This is a genomic window from Bartonella sp. TT29SHDZB (genome assembly GCF_042193395.1).
Classification (GTDB): domain Bacteria; phylum Pseudomonadota; class Alphaproteobacteria; order Rhizobiales; family Rhizobiaceae; genus Bartonella.
Window position 1 is genome coordinate 124,282 of sequence record NZ_JBHILQ010000002.1, and the last position, 24,142, is coordinate 148,423.

General features: G+C 37.1%; 15 protein-coding genes. 3 read left to right on the forward strand and 12 right to left on the reverse strand.

The features are described from left to right. Positions 1-11 precede the first annotated feature (11 nt). Entirely contained in the window at positions 12-917 is a 906-nt protein-coding gene (locus tag ACFIJJ_RS01730; protein ID WP_375622240.1) for a LysR family transcriptional regulator, read from the forward strand. A gap of 1,137 nt (positions 918-2,054) precedes the next feature. Here the strand turns inward: ACFIJJ_RS01730 and ACFIJJ_RS01735 are convergent. From ACFIJJ_RS01735 to carB, 3 genes are all read right to left on the reverse strand, one after another. Next, positions 2,055-3,257 carry a pyridoxal phosphate-dependent aminotransferase gene (locus ACFIJJ_RS01735; protein ID WP_375645753.1) on the reverse strand — a complete coding sequence of 401 codons (1,203 nt, stop codon included), beginning with the start codon at positions 3,255-3,257 and terminating at the stop codon, positions 2,055-2,057. A gap of 321 nt (positions 3,258-3,578) precedes the next feature. Next, entirely contained in the window at positions 3,579-3,788 is a 210-nt protein-coding gene (locus ACFIJJ_RS01740) for a cold-shock protein (RefSeq protein ID WP_012754908.1), read from the reverse strand. 245 nt (positions 3,789-4,033) lie between these two features. After that, positions 4,034-7,519, reverse strand: a complete 3,486-nt coding sequence (gene carB / locus ACFIJJ_RS01745) for a carbamoyl-phosphate synthase large subunit (protein WP_375645754.1) — start codon at positions 7,517-7,519, stop codon at positions 4,034-4,036. An 818-nt stretch (positions 7,520-8,337) separates the two neighbouring features. Here carB and ACFIJJ_RS01750 point away from each other — a divergent pair. Further along, the gene (locus ACFIJJ_RS01750) at positions 8,338-8,862 is read left to right on the forward strand and encodes a methylated-DNA--[protein]-cysteine S-methyltransferase (protein ID WP_375645755.1); all 525 of its coding nucleotides are present in this window, start codon (positions 8,338-8,340) and stop codon (positions 8,860-8,862) included. On the opposite strand, the gene ACFIJJ_RS01755 is transcribed toward ACFIJJ_RS01750, so the two are convergent. The 9 genes from ACFIJJ_RS01755 to thiC all read right to left on the reverse strand — a co-directional run bounded on the left by ACFIJJ_RS01755 (position 8,859) and on the right by thiC (position 20,578). After that, positions 8,859-11,180 carry an ATP-binding protein gene (locus ACFIJJ_RS01755; RefSeq protein WP_375645757.1) on the reverse strand — a complete coding sequence of 774 codons (2,322 nt, stop codon included), beginning with the start codon at positions 11,178-11,180 and terminating at the stop codon, positions 8,859-8,861. The two genes, ACFIJJ_RS01750 and ACFIJJ_RS01755, sit on opposite strands and share 4 nt — an antisense overlap. 286 nt (positions 11,181-11,466) lie before the next feature. After that, the gene (gene pepN / locus ACFIJJ_RS01760) at positions 11,467-14,094 is read right to left on the reverse strand and encodes an aminopeptidase N (RefSeq protein ID WP_375645758.1); all 2,628 of its coding nucleotides are present in this window, start codon (positions 14,092-14,094) and stop codon (positions 11,467-11,469) included. A gap of 73 nt (positions 14,095-14,167) precedes the next feature. Then, positions 14,168-15,007, reverse strand: coding sequence for a uracil-DNA glycosylase family protein (locus ACFIJJ_RS01765; protein WP_375622234.1), 840 nt, complete (start codon positions 15,005-15,007; stop codon positions 14,168-14,170). A gap of 458 nt (positions 15,008-15,465) precedes the next feature. Next, the gene (locus tag ACFIJJ_RS01770; protein ID WP_375622233.1) at positions 15,466-16,224 is read right to left on the reverse strand and encodes a hydroxymethylpyrimidine/phosphomethylpyrimidine kinase; all 759 of its coding nucleotides are present in this window, start codon (positions 16,222-16,224) and stop codon (positions 15,466-15,468) included. Beyond that, positions 16,215-16,820, reverse strand: a complete 606-nt coding sequence (locus tag ACFIJJ_RS01775) for a thiamine phosphate synthase (RefSeq protein WP_375622232.1) — start codon at positions 16,818-16,820, stop codon at positions 16,215-16,217. The genes ACFIJJ_RS01770 and ACFIJJ_RS01775 overlap by 10 nt, the downstream gene beginning before the upstream one ends. Next, complete coding sequence (locus ACFIJJ_RS01780) at positions 16,817-17,590, reverse strand: thiazole synthase (protein WP_375622231.1); 774 nt, start codon at positions 17,588-17,590, stop codon at positions 16,817-16,819. Before ACFIJJ_RS01780 ends, ACFIJJ_RS01775 begins: the two co-directional genes overlap by 4 nt. A gap of 4 nt (positions 17,591-17,594) precedes the next feature. Further along, on the reverse strand, positions 17,595-17,792 hold the full coding sequence (gene thiS, locus ACFIJJ_RS01785) for a sulfur carrier protein ThiS (RefSeq protein ID WP_273791115.1): 198 nt from the start codon (positions 17,790-17,792) through the stop codon (positions 17,595-17,597). A 3-nt stretch (positions 17,793-17,795) separates the two neighbouring features. Further along, entirely contained in the window at positions 17,796-18,746 is a 951-nt protein-coding gene (locus tag ACFIJJ_RS01790) for an FAD-dependent oxidoreductase (protein WP_375622230.1), read from the reverse strand. Further along, positions 18,743-20,578, reverse strand: coding sequence for a phosphomethylpyrimidine synthase ThiC (gene thiC, locus ACFIJJ_RS01795; protein ID WP_375631687.1), 1,836 nt, complete (start codon positions 20,576-20,578; stop codon positions 18,743-18,745). Before thiC ends, ACFIJJ_RS01790 begins: the two co-directional genes overlap by 4 nt. A 1,840-nt stretch (positions 20,579-22,418) precedes the next feature. On the opposite strand from thiC, the gene ACFIJJ_RS01800 reads away from it, so the two are divergent. Then, the gene (locus ACFIJJ_RS01800) at positions 22,419-23,393 is read left to right on the forward strand and encodes a tail fiber protein (RefSeq protein ID WP_375645759.1); all 975 of its coding nucleotides are present in this window, start codon (positions 22,419-22,421) and stop codon (positions 23,391-23,393) included. Positions 23,394-24,142: the final 749 nt, after the last annotated feature.

The following is a 24,142-nucleotide window of genomic DNA, read 5'->3' on the forward strand; positions in this document are numbered from 1 at the left end:
TAGAATTAATTGTGGCGCCACCGTTGGATTGGGATAAGTTAAGGGTTTTTCACGCTGCAGCAGAAGCGGGGTCTTTTACGCATGCTGCTCAAAAACTTCATTTATCTCAATCAGCCGTTTCACGACAGGTTTCGGCTTTAGAACAAGAGGTTGGGGTATCCTTATTTCAACGTCATGCGCGTGGTTTGATTCTTACAGAACAGGGAGAAACTCTTTATCGTACAGCTCATGATGTTTTGATGAAGCTTGAAAGTGTGCGTTTGCAATTAAGTGAAAGCTATGCAAAACCAACGGGGCACTTGCGTGTGACCTCGACCTTTGGAATGGGGGCAGGGTGGATTGCTGAGCGGATGCCAGAATTTCTTAGTCTTTATCCTGATATGCAGGTTCAGCTTTTGCTTTCCGATGAAGAGCTTGATTTGACAATGTGTCATGCGGATTGTGCAGTTCGCTTACATCAACCCAAACAACCTGATCTTATACAAAGAAAACTCTTTACAATTCATATGCATGTTTATGCTTCGGAAAAGTATATTGCAAATTATGGAAAGCCGGAAAAATTATCTGATCTCGATAAGCATCGTATTATTTCGTTCGGTGAACCTGTCCCACCTTATTTGTCTGGTTTAAATTGGTTGGAAAAGGCTGGTAGAAGTGATGGATCATTGCGCGTTTCAGTTCTACAAATCAACAATATCATCTCAATAAAGAATGCGCTTATGCGTGATCTTGGGATTGCTGTGCTTCCTGATTATATCGTCAATAATGATGAGCATTTGGTGCGTCTTTTTCCTGATATGGTTGATATTCCTTCTTTTGATACTTTTTTTTGTTATCCTTATAATTTAAAGAATTTGGCAAGGTTAAATGCTTTCCGAGATTATATTTTTTTAAAAGCCCGCCAGTGGTCTTTTTAATATTAATGCCTTAATTTATAAGGAACAGTTAGCTGTTTTACAACTTGAGGCTCCCGTAATATTCTTTTGTTTCAAATTTTCCTATATTGAATCAAGTAAAACTGTTTGTTGCACATTAAAAGTGGAGGGAGTCCGTGCGGGTAAATATTTAAAAAAAATGGATAAATGTTTTTTATGAATGCTAGCAACCGTGAGGGTTATTGTATATTGAAAAATGGATAATCTTGTGATGGTGTAGCTTACATTTTTATATTTAATTAAGAAGAGTGCTACATGATGGAGACAAATTTAAAGCTATGTGTTTATTGCATAGCAGATACGCTTAAGTCTTTATTGTGCTTTTTCTTATAAAATGACATAGAACACTATCTCTTGATAATGTTGCCTCCCAGTGCGTTTTCTTGAGTGTTCCCTTACGAAGATCTATCAGATTGATTTTATCTCTGAGGATTTTCCAAATTTGCCGGACGTATGTCCGGCTTTTTTTTAAATTTTTGAAAGAGTCCCTAGAAATTGCAATATATGGGAAGTTGATAAGGAAAAAATTTCAAAACTTGTGGATCTCCAACAATTTTTTAAGAATACTAAAGTTCAATGAGGAATTTGAGAGAGATTTATTCTGTTGTACCATAAAAGTCTGTCTTTTAGGGGTGTGATATAAAATATTTAAAACCTTATACATGAAGTGCTTTTTATTAGAGTGTGAGGTGAATATTTAAGGCAGGTCTTGTTCATAAAGCCTATGAAATAAATCAAGTAGTTATTAGAGATAACTTAAAGGAAACTGGATTGTTTACACAACGACGGGAGGTGGCTTCTTCTTTATTTTAGGACGAAGAATAAGCCAAGAAATAGAAAAGATTTTATTGTAAGGGCCGTTGATTATAAGGGCAATCGTGTTTAAAAGTGCTCAGTCTTTTTAGAGTTATAAATTGAATGGAGAAAGTAGAATAGGATTTTCATCATCTTATGATAATAGACCGATTCATTTATTTGATAGCTAGATTTTTTTGATCTTTATCTATAGCCTCTATTTTGTTGAATCGATAGATTTAGACCATGATACAGTTTCTGATATTTTTTCAGATATACTGACATTTAGCAAAAAAACAATCATAAGAGATGATATTACAAATCTTAAATTAAACTGTTGCAAAAGCGCTGGATACGTAAACAAGCTTCTTCAAGTAATTTTTCTGATGTTGCATAGGAAATACGAAAAGTTGGTCCAAGTCCAAAAGCAGATCCTTGGACGACAGCAACAGCCTCTGTTTCTAGAAGCGCTATGGCAAAGTCTTCATCATTCGTAATAGATTGGCCGTTAGGTGTTTTCTTGCCAATAAGTTCTGCGCAAGAAGGATAAACATAGAAAGCACCTTCGGGCGTTGGACAGTGAATGCCAGGAGTTTGGTTTAGCATGGAAACAACGAGATCACGGCGTGCTTGAAAAATATTTTTATTTTTAGTGATAAAGTCTTGTGGTCCGTTGAGTGCTTCAACCGCAGCCCATTGTGAAATAACACTTGTGCCAGATGTTTGCTGACCTTGAATGGTATCCATGGCTTTAATGAGTTCTTGTGGTCCGCCTGCATAACCGATTCTCCATCCCGTCATCGCATAGGCTTTAGAAACACCATTCATTGTGAGTGTACGCTCATAAAGCGCTGGTTCTACTTGAGCTGGAGTAACAAAGGTAAAACCCTCATATGTGAGATGTTCATATATATCATCGGAAAGGATATAAACATGAGGATATTTTACTAAAACATCTGTGAGTTTTTTCAATTCATTATATGTATAAGCGGCACCTGATGGATTTGAAGGAGAGTTAAAGATGAACCATTTGGTTTTGGGGGTAATGGCAGCTTCTAGCTCTTGTGGTTGGAGTTTATAAGAAAATTCGGCTTTTGTTTCTAAAAAGACAGGCGTACCATCGTTGAGTGCGACCATTTCTGGATAACTAACCCAATAAGGGGATGGAATGATGACCTCATCTCCTTTATTCAAAGTTGCCATGAATGCATTAAAGAGAATTTGTTTTCCACCAGTACCAACAATAATTTGTTCTGGTTGGTAAAGAAGGTTATTTTCTCTTTTAAACTTTGCAGAAATTGCTTGGCGCAATTCTGGAATTCCAGATATGGGAGGGTATTTTGTTTCTCCCCTCCGAATAGCTTCAATAGCCGCGTTTTTGATGTTGTCTGGGGTATCAAAGTCTGGCTCTCCAGCACTTAAAGCAATAACATTGCGCCCTAATGCTTTTAAATGGCGAGCTTTTTGAGAAGCAGCAATTGTTGCAGAAGGTTTGATACGAGACAGTTTGTCGGCAATAAAAGCCATAATTTTAAATCCTTATATTATATCAACAAATGGTTATTGCTTTCAGGATATTCTATAAGAGATTATATTGTATGCAATAAAAAACTTCCAAAATACTCTTACACGGGCTTTATATTCTTCTTTTTTGAGATTTTTACAAGGTAATTTCTTCGTAGGTTTTATGAAAGTTTTTGAGGAAGTATAAGAGAGGTTTGATAAATTGTGCAAAGGAGATAAGCAGTCTTTTATTTTCACAAGGTAAAATAATGCTTTATACAAAATAAAAAAATCTTCGTCGTTACAGACGAAGATTTCTAAATAAAATATTGCAGAATTTAAACTTTAAAGAGCTGCAAGGTTACCAGCGGCAAATTTTCCTGAACGACGATCTTGAAGAACATCATAAGAGATTTTTTGCCCTTCATTAAGACTGTTTAGACCTGAACGCTCGACGGCAGAAATGTGTACAAATACATCTGCACTACCATCACTAGGCTGAATGAATCCGAAACCTTTTGTTGTATTAAACCACTTAACTGTTCCTGTAGACATAGGAAACTCCTTAGAATATATAATTATATTGAGCATTGAAGCTTTCATTTCTTCAATACGGTTGTAGATCGAAATTAGGTGGGAGAAGTTTCGTCGAAAGTGCAGATTGCACAGGAAAGAAAGTCACGTAACCGAAAATTCGATGAAACCTCTATAAAAGTTTTTAGAAGAAAAAGCAAGTCTTAATCAATTTTTATATAAAGAAAAATAAGAAAACAGTGTACATTTTGCTAAGTAGAAAAAATTCAACTAAAATAACTTTGTAGTGAACGTACCTCAAGGGGCCTTTTTTTGAGTGCTTTGATCGCTTCTACGACGGCTTCGGCTCCAGCTATTGTTGTATAATAGGGAACATTTTGCATGAGTGCTGCATAACGTAATGATTTTGAGTCTGAGATGGCACTGGCCGTGCTAGTTGTATTAAAAATTAATTGAATTTGGCGATTACGAATAGCGTCTTCAATATGGGGGTGTCCCTCTAGAACTTTGTTAATTTTTTTTGCTTCAACGTGGTGTTCGGTAAGAAATTTTTGTGTTCCACTTGTGGCGACAACAGAAAAGCCAAGCTCAGTTAAACGTTTTACAGGATTTAAGATGCGTTTTTTATCTTCATCCCTTACAGAAACGAACAAAGTTCCCTCTTTAGGGAGTTTTACACCAGCTCCAAGCTGGGCTTTAGCAAAAGCAAGCGAAAACTCATAGTCAAGACCCATAACTTCACCGGTTGAGCGCATTTCTGGACCAAGAAGTGTATCAACACCTGAAAAACGAGCAAAAGGAAATACGGCTTCCTTGACGGCAATATGTTGTTTTTTTTGCAAAGAAGGTAATCCACCATAAGCTTCAAGAGCATCATGAAGCGTTTCTCCTGCCATAATACGTGCAGCCATTTTAGCAATAGGGCGACCAATCGTTTTTGCAACAAATGGGACCGTACGTGAAGCACGGGGATTGACTTCTAAGACATAAATGGTGTCATCTTTTATAGCATATTGTACATTCATTAAGCCGCGAACATGAAGTGCTTGTGCTAATGCTTTGGTTTGGCGCTCTAATTCAGTAACTATTTTATTTGAGAGCGTATGGACTGGTAGAGAACATGCTGAATCACCAGAGTGGATACCAGCTTCTTCAATGTGTTCCATAATACCAACGATTAGTGTTTCTTTGCCATCACATAGACAATCGACGTCTACTTCAATTGCTTCTGTTAAATAGGTATCAAAGAGAAGCGGATTTTTACCAAGCAATATATTGATTTGTCCTGTTGTGTCGTTAGGATAACGGACTTTGATATCTTCTGAAATTAATTCAGGGACACTCTCAAGTAAATAATTTTGTAAGCTACGTTCATCACGAATAATTTGCATAGCACGTCCTCCTAAAACATAAGAGGGACGTACAACCAAGGGGAAGCCTAGTTCGTGGGCAATGAGGCGTGCTTGTTCAATGGAGTGGGCAATACCATTTTGAGGTTGTGTTAAATTAAGTTTAAATAACAGTTTTTGAAAGCGATCTCTATCTTCTGCTAAGTCGATAGCGTCAGGTGAAGTACCTAGGATGGGGATGTTGTGTTTTTCTAGAGCGCTTGCCAATTTCAAGGGTGTTTGTCCGCCAAATTGGACGATGACTCCAACCAAATCTCCTTTTTCCTGTTCTGCTTCTAAAATAGCGATAACGTCTTCTGTTGTTAAAGATTCAAAGTAAAGGCGATCAGAGGTATCATAGTCGGTTGAAACTGTTTCAGGATTACAGTTAATCATAATCGCTTCAAATCCTGCATCACGCAGTGCAAAAGCAGCGTGGCAGCAACAGTAATCAAATTCAATACCTTGCCCAATGCGGTTTGGTCCACCGCCTAAAATAGCAATTTTTTTGCGTTCAGAAACGTGTGCTTCCGAGTGCTCTACACCTGCAAAGGGAACTTCATATGTTGAATACATATAGGCTGTAGGAGAAGAAAATTCAGCGGCACAAGTATCAATCCGTTTGAAGACGTGTTTAACATTCAGTGATTTACGTAAAGCTGCGATATAATCGGGTTCTTTCCCTGTAAGGGAGGCTAATCGCGCATCTGAAAAGCCCATAGCTTTTAACATACGTAAATTATCTGCATCTTGGGGTAATCCATGAATGCGGATACGCTGCTCCATTTCAATGATGGAGGCTATTTGTTCTAAAAACCACGGATCAATTTTGCTAATTTGGTGAATCTCATTTAAGGGTAAGCCTGTGCGCATGGCTTGAGCAATATAGCGTAGACGATCAGGGCTTGGTATGGCAATGGCTGAGCGTATAGAACTTTTTTCATCACCTTCAGCATGCTCTGGAATCACAATTTCATCAAGACCCGTAAGCCCTGTTTCAAGTCCACGGAGTGCTTTTTGTAACGATTCTTGAAAAGTGCGTCCAATTGCCATGACTTCTCCTACAGATTTCATCGCAGTTGTGAGGACAGGTGATGAACCGGGAAATTTTTCGAACGCAAAACGAGGAATTTTTGTCACAATATAGTCAATAGAAGGTTCAAATGATGCTGGTGTTGCACCACCCGTGATATCATTTTTTAATTCATCAAGTGTATAACCAACAGCCAGTTTAGCCGCTACTTTGGCAATGGGAAACCCCGTTGCTTTTGAGGCAAGCGCTGAAGAGCGAGAAACACGCGGATTCATTTCAATAACAATGAGGCGCCCATTTTCAGGATTGACAGCAAACTGTACATTGGATCCGCCCGTTTCAACACCAATTTCACGCAAAACAGCAATCGAAGCATTACGCATACATTGATATTCTTTATCGGTTAAGGTGAGAGCAGGTGCTACAGTGATCGAATCACCGGTATGAATCCCCATTGGATCAATGTTTTCAATAGAACAAACGATGATACAATTGTCGTTTTTATCACGAACAACTTCCATCTCATATTCTTTCCACCCTAAAACACTTTCTTCAATTAATACTTCTGTTGTTGGTGAAGCTTCAAGCCCACGTTCAATAATTTCATAGAATTCAGAGCGGTTATAAGCAATTCCACCACCAGTTCCACCAAGGGTAAATGAAGGACGAATAATAGCTGGAAGCCCAACAACATCAAGAGCTTGAACTGCTTTTGCTGTTGCATGGGCGATATAATGTTGTTTGCGATCAGCTTCGGTATGTCGCCAGTTGCGCTCAAGTTCTTCGAGTGCTTTGTCAAGCGCAGCACCAGAAAGCTTTGCTTTAAGTTCAGCACACGTTTTTGCGTGTTGTTGGCGATTTTCTTCTTTCAGTTCTGTTGCATTGGCTAACATAGAGCGTGGCGTTTCCAAACCGATTTTTGCCATCGCTTGGCGGAATAAAGCACGATCTTCAGCTTTATCAATAGCATCAGCATTAGCTCCTATCATTTCAACATGATAGCGGTCTAAAATACCCATACGCTTTAATGATAAAGCAGTATTGAGGGCTGTTTGTCCTCCCATAGTGGGCAAAAGGGCATCGGGACGCTCGTGGGCAATAATTTTGGCAACGATTTCAGGAGTAATGGGTTCTATATAAGTTGCATCAGCTAGATCTGGATCTGTCATAATCGTGGCAGGATTAGAATTTACCAAAATAATTCGGTAACCTTCTTCTTTTAATGCTTTACAGGCTTGAGTGCCTGAATAATCAAATTCACATGCCTGACCAATGATAATAGGTCCTGCTCCGATGATAAGAATAGATTTTATATCTGTGCGTTTGGGCATGACTTTTTCCTATGACAAATATCTATGTGCGATTGTTGCGGGCAAAATATTTTAGTTCTGAGGCTACCGTCATTTTATAAGTTAAGTGACAAAGAAAGTAAGCATTAAAATACCTTTTCCATGCTTTTTTTCATAAAATTGAAGATAAATTTCTTTTTTGAGTTGAGTCATCTCGTCAGTCTATCAAAAGTATGACCTTTGATAAAAAATAATAACAGTGCTCCAACAAATTAGAATATTCAAGCATACTGTGGAGCATAAAAAGCCAGAACATCTTTCCAATTCATTGCCGGCATACTTTCTTTGTGTTTTATGACGTTTTTTGCTTAAGAGAGCACGCGCTTTTTCTGTTGCTTGTAAAACATAAGCCATTATTTATGGTTCGATGGGATTTCGTAAAATAAAATGGGAAGCTTATCGTGTTGTTCCGTAAAATACTGCCGTTTAGAGCTGTGATATAAAGTATGAAAATTTACCACATTAAGGTGTTTTTTGTTAGAGTATATGATAGAATTCAGGGTAGGATTTGTCTGTAGAGAGCTTATGAAATAAACCATATCAAATGGGTTCAGTTGGAATCTGTTATATAAAAAGCAAGATTGTTGATAGATCAGCTCTGGTCGAAGTTTCCGTTTTAGGGTAGGAAGAAAGTCAATCTATGTATCTTTCCATTTCATAAAAGGGTGAGAGTATATTTTAATACAATGGCTAAGGATATAATTTCAGAATGATTTTGTTTGTTTTTAAAAGATAGTGAATACTCTCCCTTTACTTTATGGATGATGTTCAAAACTTTTTAAAATATAAAGAAGACTAAAATGCTGAATATTTCCCAAACGAGAGTATTCTGTCTGAAAGATGTATCAATAGGAAAGCTTTTGGTGGCTAGGTCTCAAAAAGGGATTTGTCATATAGCGTTAGGAGACACTGTAGAGCAATTATTACAGGAGTTTACGATACGCTTTGGTGATGCACAACAAGTTGTAGGTGACAATACATTTAAGAGAGAAGTTGCCCATATTATAGCCATGATAGAAACACCTAAGCTGGTAAAAAAATATAATTTTCCCTTAGATATAAATGGTACAGTTTTTCAACGACAAGTATGGGCAGTATTATGTGATATACCATGTGGTGAAACAATTTCATATGAGATCTTAGCATGCCGTATTGGTATGCCGAATGCTTTTCGTGCCGTTGCTCATGCCTGTGCACGTAACGAATTGGCTGTTATCATTCCCTGTCATCGTGTTGTGCGTAAAAATGGTTTTATTTCAGGGTATCGTTGGGGGGACAAACGGAAACAGATTTTACTACAACGAGAACAAAATGGAGAAATTTAACTTTGTGTGATGGGCATTATAATCGTTACAGTTGTTCCTTTCATTTCTTTTGAAGTAATTTCAAGTTTTCCTTTGTGGAGTTCTAGCAAGGAGCGTGAAATGGCTAAGCCAAGACCTGAGCCCGTATGAGATTTAGTAAGCTGATTTTCAACTTGTTCAAAAGGTTGCCCAAGTTTTTTAATTGCTGATTGGGGAATACCAACACCTGTATCTGTAATTTTAAAAATAAGATTATTTTTTTTCTTGAAAGCGCAGACATCAATATTTCCACCAGAAGGCGTAAATTTAACGGCATTAGAGATGAGATTTAGGAAAATCTGTTTCATTGCACGACCATCAACTTCAGCATGAAGTTCTGGGGTAATGTTTGTTGTAACAACAATATTTTTTTCTTGAGCTTGAGGCGTTAGTGTTCGTACTGCTTCACTAATGATGGGCTCAAGATCGGTATTTTTACAATCAAGCGTAAATCTTCCTGCTTCGATTTTTGACATATCAAGGATGTCATTGATAAGGGTTAGAAGATGGGTTCCTGAATTGTAAATATCATGCATATATTCCTTATAGCGTTGTGAACCAAGAGGGCCAAAAGTCGATTGTAACATGATATCTGAAAAACCGAGAATAGCATTCAGAGGTGTGCGCAATTCATGAGACATATTGGCTAAAAATTCTGATTTAGCCTTGTTAGCACTTTCGGCGCGCTCTTTTTCTGCTTTCAGACTTTTATTAAGTTTTTCAACTTCTGTTGCACGTTGTTGAGCACTCCCTCGTGTGCGTTTGAGTTCTTGAATGAAAGAAAAAAGACGTCTTTCACTGTCTTCAAATTTTTCTTGTTGTTGTTTAAGCTCAGAAATGTCAGTCCCAATACAAACTAAACCTCCATCTTGGGTTCGACGTTCGTTAATTTTGAGCCAACAACCATCTGCCGTTTGGCGAATACTGGTTAAGTTACCAGTACCATCATCTTTAAGGGGATATTCACTGAGAGCAGGGCGTGCCATGGCTTCGACGGTTGCACGTTGGATACCTGATTGGAGAATTTGTTTAGGAATAGCGGCATATTCGCAAAATTTGCTGTTGGACATGACTAAACGTCCTTCAGCATCCCACAAGACGAAAGATTCTGAAATGTTTTCAATCGCATCACGGATACGAAGGTCGGCTTGCGCCGTTTGTTCAGCCAATTGTTGCTGTTCACTAATATCGAAGGAAATACCAACCAAATGGGGTTCTTCTTCTTCAGTCACTTCGGCACGAATACGCATCCATACATAATGACCATCAGCATGACGCATAGGAACGTTAATATCGATATGCTTTTTTTTACCGCTCATTAATTCCTGAGCAAGGTCAAAAAAATTCGCATCATTTGGATTGATAATGGCGCTAATTTGGGAAATTGAGAGCAATGCATCTTGAGGGACATAGCCGAGCATTTCGTACATTGCTCGTGACCAGTAGACGCGTCCACTTGCCATATTCCAATCCCATAGTCCACAGCGTCCACGCATCATTGCCATATCAATACGGTTTTGAATTTTTTCTGAAACAAGATCTGTTTTGCGTGCTCGTACAATTTGGTTGTAATAAGCATAAAGAAGAGCAAGGATAACGCCACTAGTTCCAATGAACATGGTTATATTTAACGAGAGAGCTTTCCGCCATTCCATGTAAATATGTTGCATTTTTTCACTGATGAATACCCCATATTGTCCATTTTCTGTTTGCTGAAAGGAAGCGAGAGCAGGAATATCTTTTCCTATTGTAATTTTCATGATTCCAGCATGTTTTCCTAGAGCTTGTAAAGCAATGCTTTCAGAGGTAAAATCCTGTAAGGGTTTTCCTAAGACAATCTCGGAACTTGATGAAGCTAGGACATTGCCTTTTTGATCGACAATAGCAATAACAGCGCTGGTTTTTATAAGACCTTTGTTACGAAAATTAGTTAGGATATTTTGTAAATGATTATGAGAAAGAGCAGCAGTTTTTCCTTGTCGAGCGGCGGCAAGTAAGTCACGGTCAATCGTATTGGTAATATGAGAAGCTAAGAGAGTGATGGTAGAATGCGTGTTTTTATCAATTGTGTTGCGCCAATCATAGATTGATAGGAAACGGATTGCTGCTAGCGTAACAAGAAATGCAAGAATTACAAATGGGAGTGAACGTCGCAGCCAAGGTTCAATAAAAAGAAGTTTTTGATAGGCAGGACCAGAAAACAGATTGGTACGCTCTGTCCGCTCCTTGCGACTTTGAGCGCTTGATTTTGAATCAGCATACACCTCCCTTGGCGCATTATATGCGTCCAATTTAGCCATCTCGCGTTCCTTTAATTTTGGAATAATGTGATTTAAAAACTGCTTCGATATTCATAGTAACCCCATCGAGTGCAATGAATCAAAACAGGAGTCTTCTGTCCAGTCTTTTTTTTTAAAAAAATAATTTTACTTTTATGATTTTGGAATATGAAAAGAAAAAAGCACTTTAAACGTGACCTATAAACAGGCTTAGATTACCTGTTTATAGGTTTAATGATGATCGAATAGTTTATAGAATTTATTTTAAAAAATATTATAGCATATTGATTTAAAATAATTTTTTGTTTTAAGTGAGCAGACGATTAATGATATCAGCAACATCGCTTGATAATTTTGGCGCAACAGCAATCATTTTTAATTCAGTTTCAAGTTTTTGTTGTCGAATAGGTTCTAATTGTCGCCAAGAGCGCATCATTGTTAATAATCGTGAAGCAAGCTGTGGATTTTTTTTGTCAATTTCCAAAATGACTTGGCAAAGAAAATGATAAGACGCTCCATCCATCCTATTAAAGCCAGTGAGATTGTTAGAGGCAAAAACACCGATTAGGGAACGTACACGATTAGGATTATCTTGTGAAAAAAGCGGATGTTGCATGAGCTTTTGAACATTCTCAAGTGTTGATGTGCCAGCAACCATTGCTTGAATAGAAAACCATTTATCCATGACCAAAGGGTCATGCTGATAACGGTTTTCAAAATCATTTAAGGCATTTTGTGCCTGCGCACTTTCATTAAAACGCTTCACGAGAACAGCGATACTCGCCATACGGTCAGTCATATTATCAGCTGTTGCATATTGTATAGCAGCACGATTTGGATTGGCTTCAGCAATGGAAAGATAATCCAGTATGATATTCTTTAATGCTCGCTTTCCAGCTTGTGCAGTGTTTGGTGAATAGGGCTCTTGGGTTTGCATTTGTTCATAGAATTTTGTTAAGAGCTCTTGATGGGTTTGTGCAAGTGAAACTAAAAACTGATTGCGGACACAATGAATACGATCTGGGTCAATATTTTTACCGATTGTATGAGCAAGCTCAACTTCACTAGGTAAATTTAAACAGAAGGCACGAAATTCAGGCTCTAAGGTTTCATCTATTATGATCGTTTCAATCAGCTTTAGCAAAGCAGAAGGGAATGTTGCTTTTTCTTGTGTTTTATCTTGAATGCTTTGAATCAAAGCTTGCGTCATTAAATGATTAAGAGATTGCCAGCGATTGATGTGATTGTCATCATGTTGTGCAAGAAAAATAAGTTCTCTTTCATTGAATGGAGTGTGTAGAATGATTGGTGCTGAAAAGTCTCGCAGCAGTGATAAAACGGGTTTTTCACGCAGTCCCTTTAATGTAAAGGTTTGGCTTTCCTTGGATAAAAGCATAACATCTGATTGAATATCTGTATCTGCTTCATAGGTGAGGTTTTCTCCATTAGGTCCTAGGAGTCCAAAAGCGATAGGGATAAACATGGGCTTTTTTGTTTTTTGTTGTGGGGTAACGGGAATATGTTGCTTTGCATGAATTGTTAAAACACCATCGCTATAATGACTATCGATTTCTACATTGGGTGTTCCTGCCTGTTCATACCATAGCATGAATTGGGAGAAGTCTTGACCAGACACTTCAGCAAAACAGGTAATAAAATCTTCAATTGTACAAGCTTGTCCATCATGACGTTGAAAATAAAGATCAGTGCCTTTACGAAAAAGAGTAGGACCTAAAATAGTCCGTATCATGCGAACAACTTCAGCACCTTTTTCATAAACAGTTGTTGTGTAAAAATTATTAATTTGGCTATATTGACGAGGACGCACAGGATGCGCAAGAGGTCCTGCATCTTCTGCAAATTGCGTTGCTTTTAATGCTTTTACATTTTCAATTCGCTGTAGGCTGCGTACATTTTGATCTGATGAAAATTCCTGATCACGATAAACAGTGAATCCTTCTTTTAAACAGAGTTGAAACCAATCGCGACAGGTAACACGATTACCGCTCCAATTATGGAAATATTCATGTGCAATGACACGTTCAACATTTCTATAATCCTGATCGGTTGCTGTTTCAGGATCGACAAGAACATATTTATCATTAAAAACGTTAAGGCCTTTGTTTTCCATTGCTCCCATATTAAAGTCGGAAACAGCAACAATATTGAAAACATCAAGATCATATTCGCGCCCAAAACATTGTTCATCCCAACGCATGGAACGTTTAAGAGCATCCATTGCATAGGTTGCGCGTTCGGTTTTTCCTTTTTCTACATAGATACCAAGCTCGATACGTCGTCCAGATACAGTTGTAAAATGGTCTTCTAACTTATCAAGATCTCCACCTACTAAAGCAAAGAGATAAGATGGTTTGGGATAAGGATCTTCCCAAATGGCAAAATGGCGATTATTTTCTAAAGTTCCTGTTTCCACCAGATTACCATTTGAAAGCAAGATTGGGATTGTTTGGGTATCTGCTTCAATTTTCACTCTATAGGTAGAAAGAACATCTGGGCGGTCGTAAAAATAAGTAATACGACGAAAACCTTCCGATTCGCATTGTGAGCAATAAACACCATTTGAAAGGTAAAGCCCCATAAGTTGGCGGTTGCTTTCAGGATTCAGTTCTGTAACCAATTTCAATGTAAAAGGAGCCGTTGGTGGCGTTGTAATTTCTAAACGTGAAGGCGTCACTTTATAAGTGTTTGGAGCTAATATCTCATCATTAATAGAAACGGAAATTAAAGTAAGATCATCACCAGAAAGAATAAGAGGTGTTAATTCTTTTGTATCGTGACGGGATTCAATAGACAATATGGCTGTAACATAGGTTTTTGTCGGTGCCAATTGGAAAGAAAGTTGTGTTTTAGGGATAACGTAAGGGGTTGGTTGGTAGTCTTCCAAACGATAAATAGATGTTATTGGCTGTTTCATAGTTTTTTCCCATTTGTATTTTAAGAGTTAAAGAAGGGTGTGTTAATTTTAGAAGCAAGATAGGATTAAAGAATTACAAAAGGCTGTCGAGGCGATTTTTTACTTCTAAGAAGTCTATCCATGTAAGCTTCTTTTGACTAGGGGTTCTAAGAAGGTAGGCTGGGTGGAAAGTTGGCATAACAGGTATTTTTATATTATCCTCGCTTTCATAGATATGCCATTTCCCTCTTGTTCGGATAATCCCATTTTGAGATCCAGTAAGAAACTGTGCAGCAACACCTCCCAGTGCTATAAGAACACGAGGACGCGCTAAATAAATGTGCCGTTCAATAAAAGGGCGGCACAAGGCAACTTCTCTTGGTGTTGGTGTACGATTTCCTGGCGGACGCCAAGGAATAGTGTTGGCAATGTAAACATTATTTCTTGTTAAGCCAATTGATGCGAGGATTTTATTAAGCAACATCCCAGCTTTTCCCACAAAAGGAATTCCTTGTATATCCTCGTCTCGTCCTGGTGCTTCGCCTATAAGCATCAGGGGGCTTCCTGCTGTTCCATCTGAAAAACAGGTATTTTTTGCTGTCAATTTTAATGAACAGCCATTAAATGCAAGGAGAGCAGATTTTAATTCATCAAGTGTCTTGGCACTTTTTGCACTCTCTATAGCTGTGGATTCATTTTGTATAGTCCTAGAGTTATGCAGCTGATGATGATCTAATTTTACGGTTGGAGATGTTTTGGCAGATGCTTGTTGATTATGAGAAATGTTCACGACAGATATTAATTTTTTCTCTGAACAAGCAGACTGCTTAAAACGATCAATAGGGAAATCCGTCAGAACGGCATCCGCACCACTTTCTTTATAAAAGTTTAAGAGTTCTTCATAGGAAATTGAGCACGGCGTTTGATTTAACATTTTACTTTTTCTAATGATCTAGCGATTATAGATCAAACAAAATTATCCTTCAAGTTTTATTAAATGTATTCGCTAGCCATTAATGTATAAGAACGCTGATAGGATTCTCTCTTTTCACAAAAAAGGCAAATCGTAAAATGCGAGTGTTCGCGATTATATACATCTTTAAATGTACAATTTGTTTAAATTGCGCTATTTCAACTTTTTAAACAGAATAAACTCATTCATAATAAAAGATTTTTTTACTAAATGCAAGTGGTGTTATAATATTTGTTATCATTATATTATATATTTAATACTTAATAAAAGTGAATTTTGTAGTATTTTATTTATAATAATCAAGTATAAATTTTTTATTATTATAATTATTATATTTTTTTAATAACTTTTATTAAAAATATTAAATATATTAATTGAAATATATAAATATTACTTTTATGTGAAAAAATAATAAGACGTTACAAACAGTTTTCACAATGGGTTAAAAGCAATGTGTGGATATATTCTTTTGCTTTTTTTACAGCTGAAATGAGAGGTTCATTTAATGCTAAATGCGCTGCAATAGTGCTTGAGAGAATGCAACCTGTTCCTCGCATTGTTCCTTTTAAACGTGGAGTAGAGATATTTATGACTTCAGTTTTGTCAATGAAGCTATCAATTGCAAGAGGCCCCTCTGCATGTCCCCCTTTTACTAAAATAGAGCGAGCTCCCAATGACAAAAGTTTTTTTGCTTGTTGTATTGCTTGCGTATCATGAGATGCCAATGGACTGTGGCTAAGAAGAGCGAGTTCTTCTCTATTCGGTGTTAAAAGATCAACATGAGGAAGCAGTTTATCGATCATAGTGTCGATGATTGTTTCCGTTGTTAGTTTTCCTCCTGATGAAGCGACAAGTACAGGGTCCAAAATAACAGGAACATGGGGATAGTCTTTGAGTACGTTACAGATTGCTGCTATAATTTCTTTTGTCCCCGTCATACCGATTTTTATTGCGCTTATTGGATTTGCTTCTAGGGCAGCACGCATTTGTGCAGCGACGAGGTCTCCACACATTGGAGTGATTTCGACAACGCGATTATCATCTTGTACGTTAACACAAGTAATTGCTAAATTTGCTTTTATTTGAAAATGTGCAGAGGTTTCTATATCACGAACAATACCAGCACCTCCTGTTGGATCAGTGCCCGCAACAATAAGAATAGAAGGTATCAACGCCATGTTTGTGTCACTTTTATCCACTGTTGTACACGCTCTTCAGGTTTTTTATGGAGGATAATATCAGTCACAACAGCAGCACTATTTGCTCCTGCTTTTAAAACACCAACTGCGCGTTCTGGTGTTAAACCACCAATACCCACCAAAGGTAAAGCACCAATCCGCTTTCTCCATTGTTTGATTTTTTCTAGTCCTTGCGGCATCCATTTCATTTTTTTTAAGATTGTCGGATAAATAGGACCAAGTGCAATATACTCAGGATTAGCAGAGAGTGCGATATCCAATTCATGTTCATCATGTGTACTAAGACCAATTTTTATACCACTTTTACGAATTGCGTGAAGATCAGCATTGCTTAGGTCTTCTTGTCCCAGATGAATAAAATTACACTTTTCATCAATTGCTATTTCCCAATGATCATTAATAATTAATTGTGCTCCCAATTTATTGCATATGTTTTTTGCACGCTTAATATGTTGACGGATTATTTGTTGATTTTCATGTTTCATACGCAATTGTACGAGCTTGATGCCAAGAGGAAGCAAACGTTCAATCCAATCAGCGTTATCAACGATGAGGTAAAAAGGATCCAGTTTCATGAAAATACTGCTTTTCCAATGATTGGTGTTGAAGGGACTGCTACATTGCGTGCTTCGATCATGCCAGCTTTATATCCCATACGTCCTGCTTGAACAGCTTTAGAAAATGCTTCAGCCATCAAAACAGGATCAGCTGCTTTAGCAACTGCGGTATTAAGAAGGACCGCATCATAACCCAGTTCCATCGCAATGGCGGCATGTGATGGGCGCCCAATGCCGGCATCAATAACAAGAGTAGCATCAGGAAGGTAAGCACGGATAGAACGCAATCCATCAGTATTATGAGGTCCTTTGGCAGAACCAATAGGAGCACACCAAGGCATAATAACACGGCAACCAATGTCGAAAAGTTTTTCAGCAACAATGAGATCATCCGTTGTATAGGCAAAAATTTTGAAACCTTCATTGTTTAAAATTTGAGCAGCTTCGATTAAGGAAAAAATATTTGGCTGTAAGGTATCTGAATTACCGATAATTTCGAGTTTAATCCAAGCCGTTTTAAAAAGATCTCTTGCTAATTGGGCTGTGGTTACGGCCTCTTTAACAGTATAACAACCAGCAGTATTAGGAAGCACTGTTACCCCAAGTTCTTGAAGAAATTGCCAAAATTGTCCACTTTGTTTTCCTCCTGCAGTTTCACGGCGCAAGGAAACAGTTACAATTTCCGTATTCGATTTATGAATAGCATCACGAAGGATTGCTGGTGAAGGATATTGCGCTGTACCTAATAGAAGACGGGAAGAGAATTGTCGTCCATAAAGATTCAGCATAATTTTAGCCTCCTTGCATTGGGCTTAGAATTTCAATTTTATCTCCTTCATGCAAGACAAATTGGCTTCGCGCATCTATGGGAACAACTTCAGCGTTAACAGCAGTTGCAAGCCAATTTCCTTCATACCCCAATTCTTCAAGCAAGAGACCGAGAGTCATAACTTCTGTTTGGACTGTTTCACCATTAACAAATATTTGCATGCTTTATTCCAATGCCAATTTCATTGCTCGTTTTGCCATTTCTGGAGACAACAGAAAACCATGTCTATAAAATCCATTAATAGAAATAAAGTTACCATCTTTATGCACAGAAGGGAAGTTATTAGGATAACATGGACGAACACCAACGCCAGATTCAATAATTTCTGCTTCAGCAAAAGCAGGATGTAAAGTATAAGCCGCGTTGAGCAGTTCCATCATTGATCTTACAGAGATTGCACCATCAAAGTCACTTTCAATCATCGTTGCACCAATCATAAAAATATTATCTTGTCGAGGTACAATGTAGAGAGGAAACCGTGGGTGAAGAAGACGAATTGGACGCGAAATTTTAATATCGGTGCAGCGCACGAGAAGCATTTCACCGCGTACGCCCCGTATATTTTTATCTTTTCCTAAACGTGCTATTCCTGTCGCATCAATAATAATATCAAAATTTTTTTCAGCCTTCTCTACATCAACAAAACAGGCTCCATTGTTGAGAAGCTTTTCTTTTAAAGCCATAAGTGCTTTGCGAGGGTCAATATGGGCTTCATTTTCATAAAAGAGCGCACAGTTAAAACGTTCAGCAAGATCTGGTTCAAGATGAGCTATTTCTGTATTATCTACGGTTTTGTGATTATGCGTACGCACAGAAAATCGTTCAAGCTCTCCTCTATCTCGTGTAGGTGCAACCACTAAAGTGCCTTTTTGTATGACAAGGTTGGGGAGCGTTTTACGCCACCATTGTATAGCTTGTACACCAAGATCTTCAACAATTTGTTCTGCACTTTCCCTTTCACAGTAAGGTGCAAGCATTCCTCCTGCATACCAACTAGCACTTCCTATAGGTGAATGAGGGGGGGCCGATACAGTAACAGAAGCACCTTTTTGCTGTAACATAAAGGCAGCTGTTAAGCCGCCTACACCTGCACCTTTGATAAGAATGTTCTTCAACTATTTACTTTCTTTTTTTGAGGAGGAACAATTTCCATATAAAGGTCGCCATTTTTCTGATATTTTTCGGCCATGGCGATCATACCTTCCCCTTTTGTTTTTCTTATTGCAGCTGCCTCACGAATATCATGGGAAATACGCATAGAACAGAATTTTGGTCCACACATGGAACAAAAATGCACCAATTTATGGGCTTCTTTAGGCATTGTCTCATCATGAAAGGCACAGGCTGTTTCTGGATCAAGAGAAAGGTTAAATTGATCGTGCCATCTAAAATCAAATCGTGCACGCGAAAGAGCATTATCGCGCAATTGTGCTCTAGGCAAACCTTTAGCAAGGTCAGCGGCATGAGCAGCAATTTTATAAGTGATCACACCAGTTTTTACATCATTCCTATCGGGGAGTCCTAGGTGTTCTTTAGGTGTTACATAACACAACATAGCAGTTCCAAACCATCCAATCATAGCGGCACCAATTGCTGATGTAATATGGTCATAACCAGGAGCAATGTCCGTTGTAAGAGGTCCCAAAGTATAAAAAGGCGCCTCATGACAAAGATCTAATTGTTGCTCCATATTTTCTTTAATTTTGTGCATTGGGACATGTCCTGGTCCTTCAATCATAACCTGTACATCCTTTTTCCAAGCAATTTTTGTCAATTCTCCCAAGGTTTTAAGCTCTGCAAATTGGGCCTCATCATTGGCATCGGCAATAGAGCCAGGGCGTAACCCATCTCCTAATGAAAGAGAGATATCATATGTTTTTGCAATATCACAAATTTCATCAAAATGTTCATAGAGAAAGCTTTCTTTGTGATGATGGAGACACCATTTTGCCATAATAGAACCGCCTCGTGAAACAATACCTGTTACACGATCAATGGTCATAGGAATAAATGGTAATCTTAATCCTGCATGAATGGTAAAATAATCAACACCTTGCTCTGCTTGCTCAATAAGGGTATCACGGAAAATATCCCATGTTAAGTTTTCGGCAATACCCTGTACTTTTTCGAGTGCTTGATAAAGAGGGACTGTTCCGATGGGCACAGGAGAATTTCGGATAATCCATTCACGAATATTGTGAATATTTCGACCTGTTGAGAGATCCATAACTGTATCTGCTCCCCAGCGAATGGCCCAAACCATTTTATCAACTTCTTCTTCCATAGATGACGTTACTGCTGAATTGCCAATATTGGCATTAATTTTAACACGGAAATTACGCCCAATAATCATGGGTTCGCACTCTGGATGATTAATGTTTTGTGGAATAATGGCGCGTCCACAAGCAATTTCATTGCGAACAAATTCGGCAGTATAAATTTCTGGTATTGATCCAGAAAATGTTTCATTTGATGGTACATTCTGCCGTTCTTTTACTGCTAATCCTTCATTTTCTCGTATAGCCACATATTCCATTTCTTCGGTAATAATGCCTGCGCGTGCGTAAGCCATTTGTGTAATTGCTTTGCCATTTTTTGCTCGTAAAATAGGACGTTTTTGTTTAAAGGCTGGTGTAAGGTTTTTATCAGAAGTCAATCCATTATCTTCAGGTTTAACTAATCGTGCAGGATAAGTTTCAGTATCATCCCGCTTAGAGAGCCAAGGCAAGCTAATTGCTGGCAAGCCTTTTGTAATATCAATGATCATATCTTTATCTGTGTAGGGGCCAGAAGTATCGTAGACGTTTAAAGGTTTTTCACCACTGCCATCAGTCAGTGAAATTTCACGCAATGGTACGCGCACATCAGAAAAGAGAAGGCTCTGTTGATAAATTTTGCGTGAAGCGGGAAAGGGGCTACAACTGATTGATGGAGTATTTTTCTGCACAAACTTTTTCCTTATAGACACAGAGTTCAAAAATAGGTTGCGATGTTAGTGGGGATGTATTCAAATTATCAATCACGAGCATTCGGGTGAATAGGAATAATATTGCTTTGTAGCAAAGAAAATCCAATATAGCTCAAGAAAAGTTATTTTGAAAAACTAATACAATATCTATTCTAATATTTTTATACCTCCTCCCACTTGAAGTATTTTTGTTAATACGAATATGGTTGGCTTAAATATCTATATTGTCAATCATAAAAATATATTTTAAACGATTTTGGTGTGTTTTTAAGAGTGAAAATAGATATTATGAAGTGATAAACTATGATATTGAGGCTTTTATAAACCAGAATAAAGTTAAAAACGGATTATTAGGGAAAAATTAGATAGTTTATGGCTCAGATTGAGATTTTTTTCATATTAAAATAATAACTCAGAATACCATAAGATTCTCTCATCATATATCTTTTCATATAAAAACACTTCCTTGCATGTCATAAGTGGGAGCGTATGGGGCAAAACACTTGAAGAAAGGAAGCCAAATGTCATAGAATGAACATTCTAAGATGTGAGGCTGTCAAAACGTAAGGGCCAACAAAATGTATGATGGGTTCCTGCTTGTATCTTCAAAAGCTTAACGCTGATGATCTATAATGGCTTACTATTTTATTATTGACGTGCGCTGTCGTAAAATAAAAGGAGTATATTTTGAGCAATATTTCTTAAAAAAGTGCGTAATATGCAATATCATTATATTTTGTTTGGAGCATTCTATTCTTCATGAGGGGGATGTTCCCATTAAGAATGCGATAAACAAAAGCGTGAAACAATACCTAATCTTTAATAATGTTGCCATGAATTAAGAAGAACACCAATAATTGCAAGATGTTGTTTAGAATGATTTATTGTTCTTGCAAAAAAAATATACATATAATAATATATAGAGGGAGATGTGCTAAGTGTGGGAGGGGGAAAGTTGGTTATGGGGCGTTTAAAAAACAGGGATATTGTTCATAAAAATTGGGGGAGGGCCGAGGTTGGGCTTTTTAATTTTTTCTGGGTCGGATACAACCTTCAAGTTTTGTGAAGGTATGTGATATTTGATATTTCAAAGTATTTCATTTCCAGTTCAATGAAAGTGTGGAGCAAATGTCCATAGTGAATATATTCTCTATGATACATTTAGATTGAACAAAAGCTTATTCAAAAAACATTGGTGCTAATCTTGTGACACAATTTCAGGAAGAAATTGAATAAAATAGAACAAAGTATCTGCGTGTGAATAAAAACATAATGAAGCATGCAAAAAATCTGAAGCTAATTTTTAAAGTTTTAATACAAATGATAGTCAAAAGATAGAATTTCTTTGTTTAAAATATATGGTATAAAATATCGACGAGATAGATTTAAACTATTGAAAAAAATAAAAAAAGATAAAGTTTAAGTCAGAAATTTTTATGTGGATGATAAGTTATTATATTCAATAATGGTTATATGAAATCCATAATAAGAAAAATTTTGAATAGTATTTATAAATTTTGCAACAAGATGCAAGATTTTAAAAATAATTATATAATAAGAACAAAGCAACAAAACAAGATATTAAGTAACATCAGATGAGGTGGTTACATTATACATTAGAAGAGAAAGCATTAATACTAATGTTATGAAAAGCGTCTGGTGAATTTAGGTTATAAAATTGGAAGGAGTGAAGAGAGATAAAATGCGTAAATACGGATGGTGCAGTGGTTATGATGTACCCATCAACAGCGGCAGCACATTTTAGTGCACAGAACGAGAAATTGTTAGAAAAACTATGAAAATAATTGGGGGATTTAAAATGTCTAATATTTACGATTGGTCTCTAAAGGCTGATGAAAATGCTTATTCAGATAGTATCATTAATTGGGCAGAAGGTCAGCCGCCTAGTTCTGTTAATGATAGTGCACGGGCGATGATGCAGCGCGTGCGCGAGTATCTTGCAGATAATGGTGGATCTATTAATTCAAGTTTTATAGTAAATGTGGATGATAAAACAACATTAATTACCTTAAAGACAGTTTCGCCTATAAAGAAATACAACAATGATATCGTCATACGTTTTAAAGCTTGTGGTGTAAATATTGGCGCGACAACCATAACTGTTAATAATATAGGAGAAAAGCTTATCTATAAAGCCACTGATGTGGGGGTTATACCATTAGAAGGTGGAGAATTTCAAACAGATGGCATTTATGAAATGGTATACAATAATGGTGTTTTAATAAAAGAGCATGAGGGTTGGTATTTATTAAATCCTACACCACCAAAGATAGAAAGTTTTCCCGCTGGATTCATTGCAACATTTGCTATGCAAAATGTGCCAAATGGTTGGCTTTTATGTGATGGTAAGGCCTATAAGCGTGAAGATTATCCGCTGTTATTCAATGCAATAGGTGATAAATGGGGAAAAGACAGCAATAAAACTTTTAAAGTTCCTGATTTTAGAGGCATGTTTTTACGCGGCTTTGATAATGGTCGGGGTTTAGATGGTGGTAGAAAGTTTGCAGATGAACAACAAGATAGCATAAAATCGCATACGCATATTGGAAGCATTGAAAACGCAGGCGAGCATGCACACAATTTTGAGTATCAAGGGGTAGGCTGGCCCGTTGGTGATATTGGAAGACTCCCGAATCATTATACTTATAATACGACCCTGAAAGGGAGAACAGCTTCTGCTGGTGCACATACACACAAGGTAACTCTTTCCCATACGGGTGAGGCAGAAACGCGCCCTGTTAATACAACCGTTGTCTATGCTATAAAATCATGAGTATGGTCGGGTCATAGAATAATCCATACACCTTGATAATTTTGTTAACGCGGAGCAATTCCGCGTTATTTTCATATATATATATTGAAGAGGAAATCTATATTGTTAATAGGATACTTGAGAGAGTAAAAAAACAATTTAAAAATGATTAAAAAAAGAGTTAAGGATATAATTTATTATAAGAAAAATAAAATCATAACTTTTTTATAATTGTATGATAACATAGGGAAAATGTGTAAAAATCATTTAAACTGTGCCGTGAAGAGATCTGGAGATATATTTTTTCATAAGGTGTTTTGATAAGGGGTAAGGTGATAAAATTATTCAACCTGAGGCATAAAAAAGTACAATATTTTTAGCGTTTTTTGTACAAAAACAGCATCCCCCGTATGAGTTAATTCACTTTATAAAGATATCTTTCACCTTGTTGTCGATTTCATTTCTTTGCATTGCCATGGTGGAGGCTTTATCTATAAATGATAGTACTCCTTTGAGTGGAATCATCATTATGCCTGTGAAGCAGAAGACAAACGCTATTTCTATATTCTCTCTTCCTCCCTATATTCCGCATTGTTTTTGCATTGTGATATGCCAATAAACAATTTTTTAATAGAGAGAGAAAAGTAAAAAATATCAGTATAAATCAATATTTATTTATAAAAAAAAGCTAAAGTATATGTATTATAAAGAAAACATTACCTTTAAAGCTACAAATAAATCTTTTATGGAGGGGAGAAAGGTACTTGATT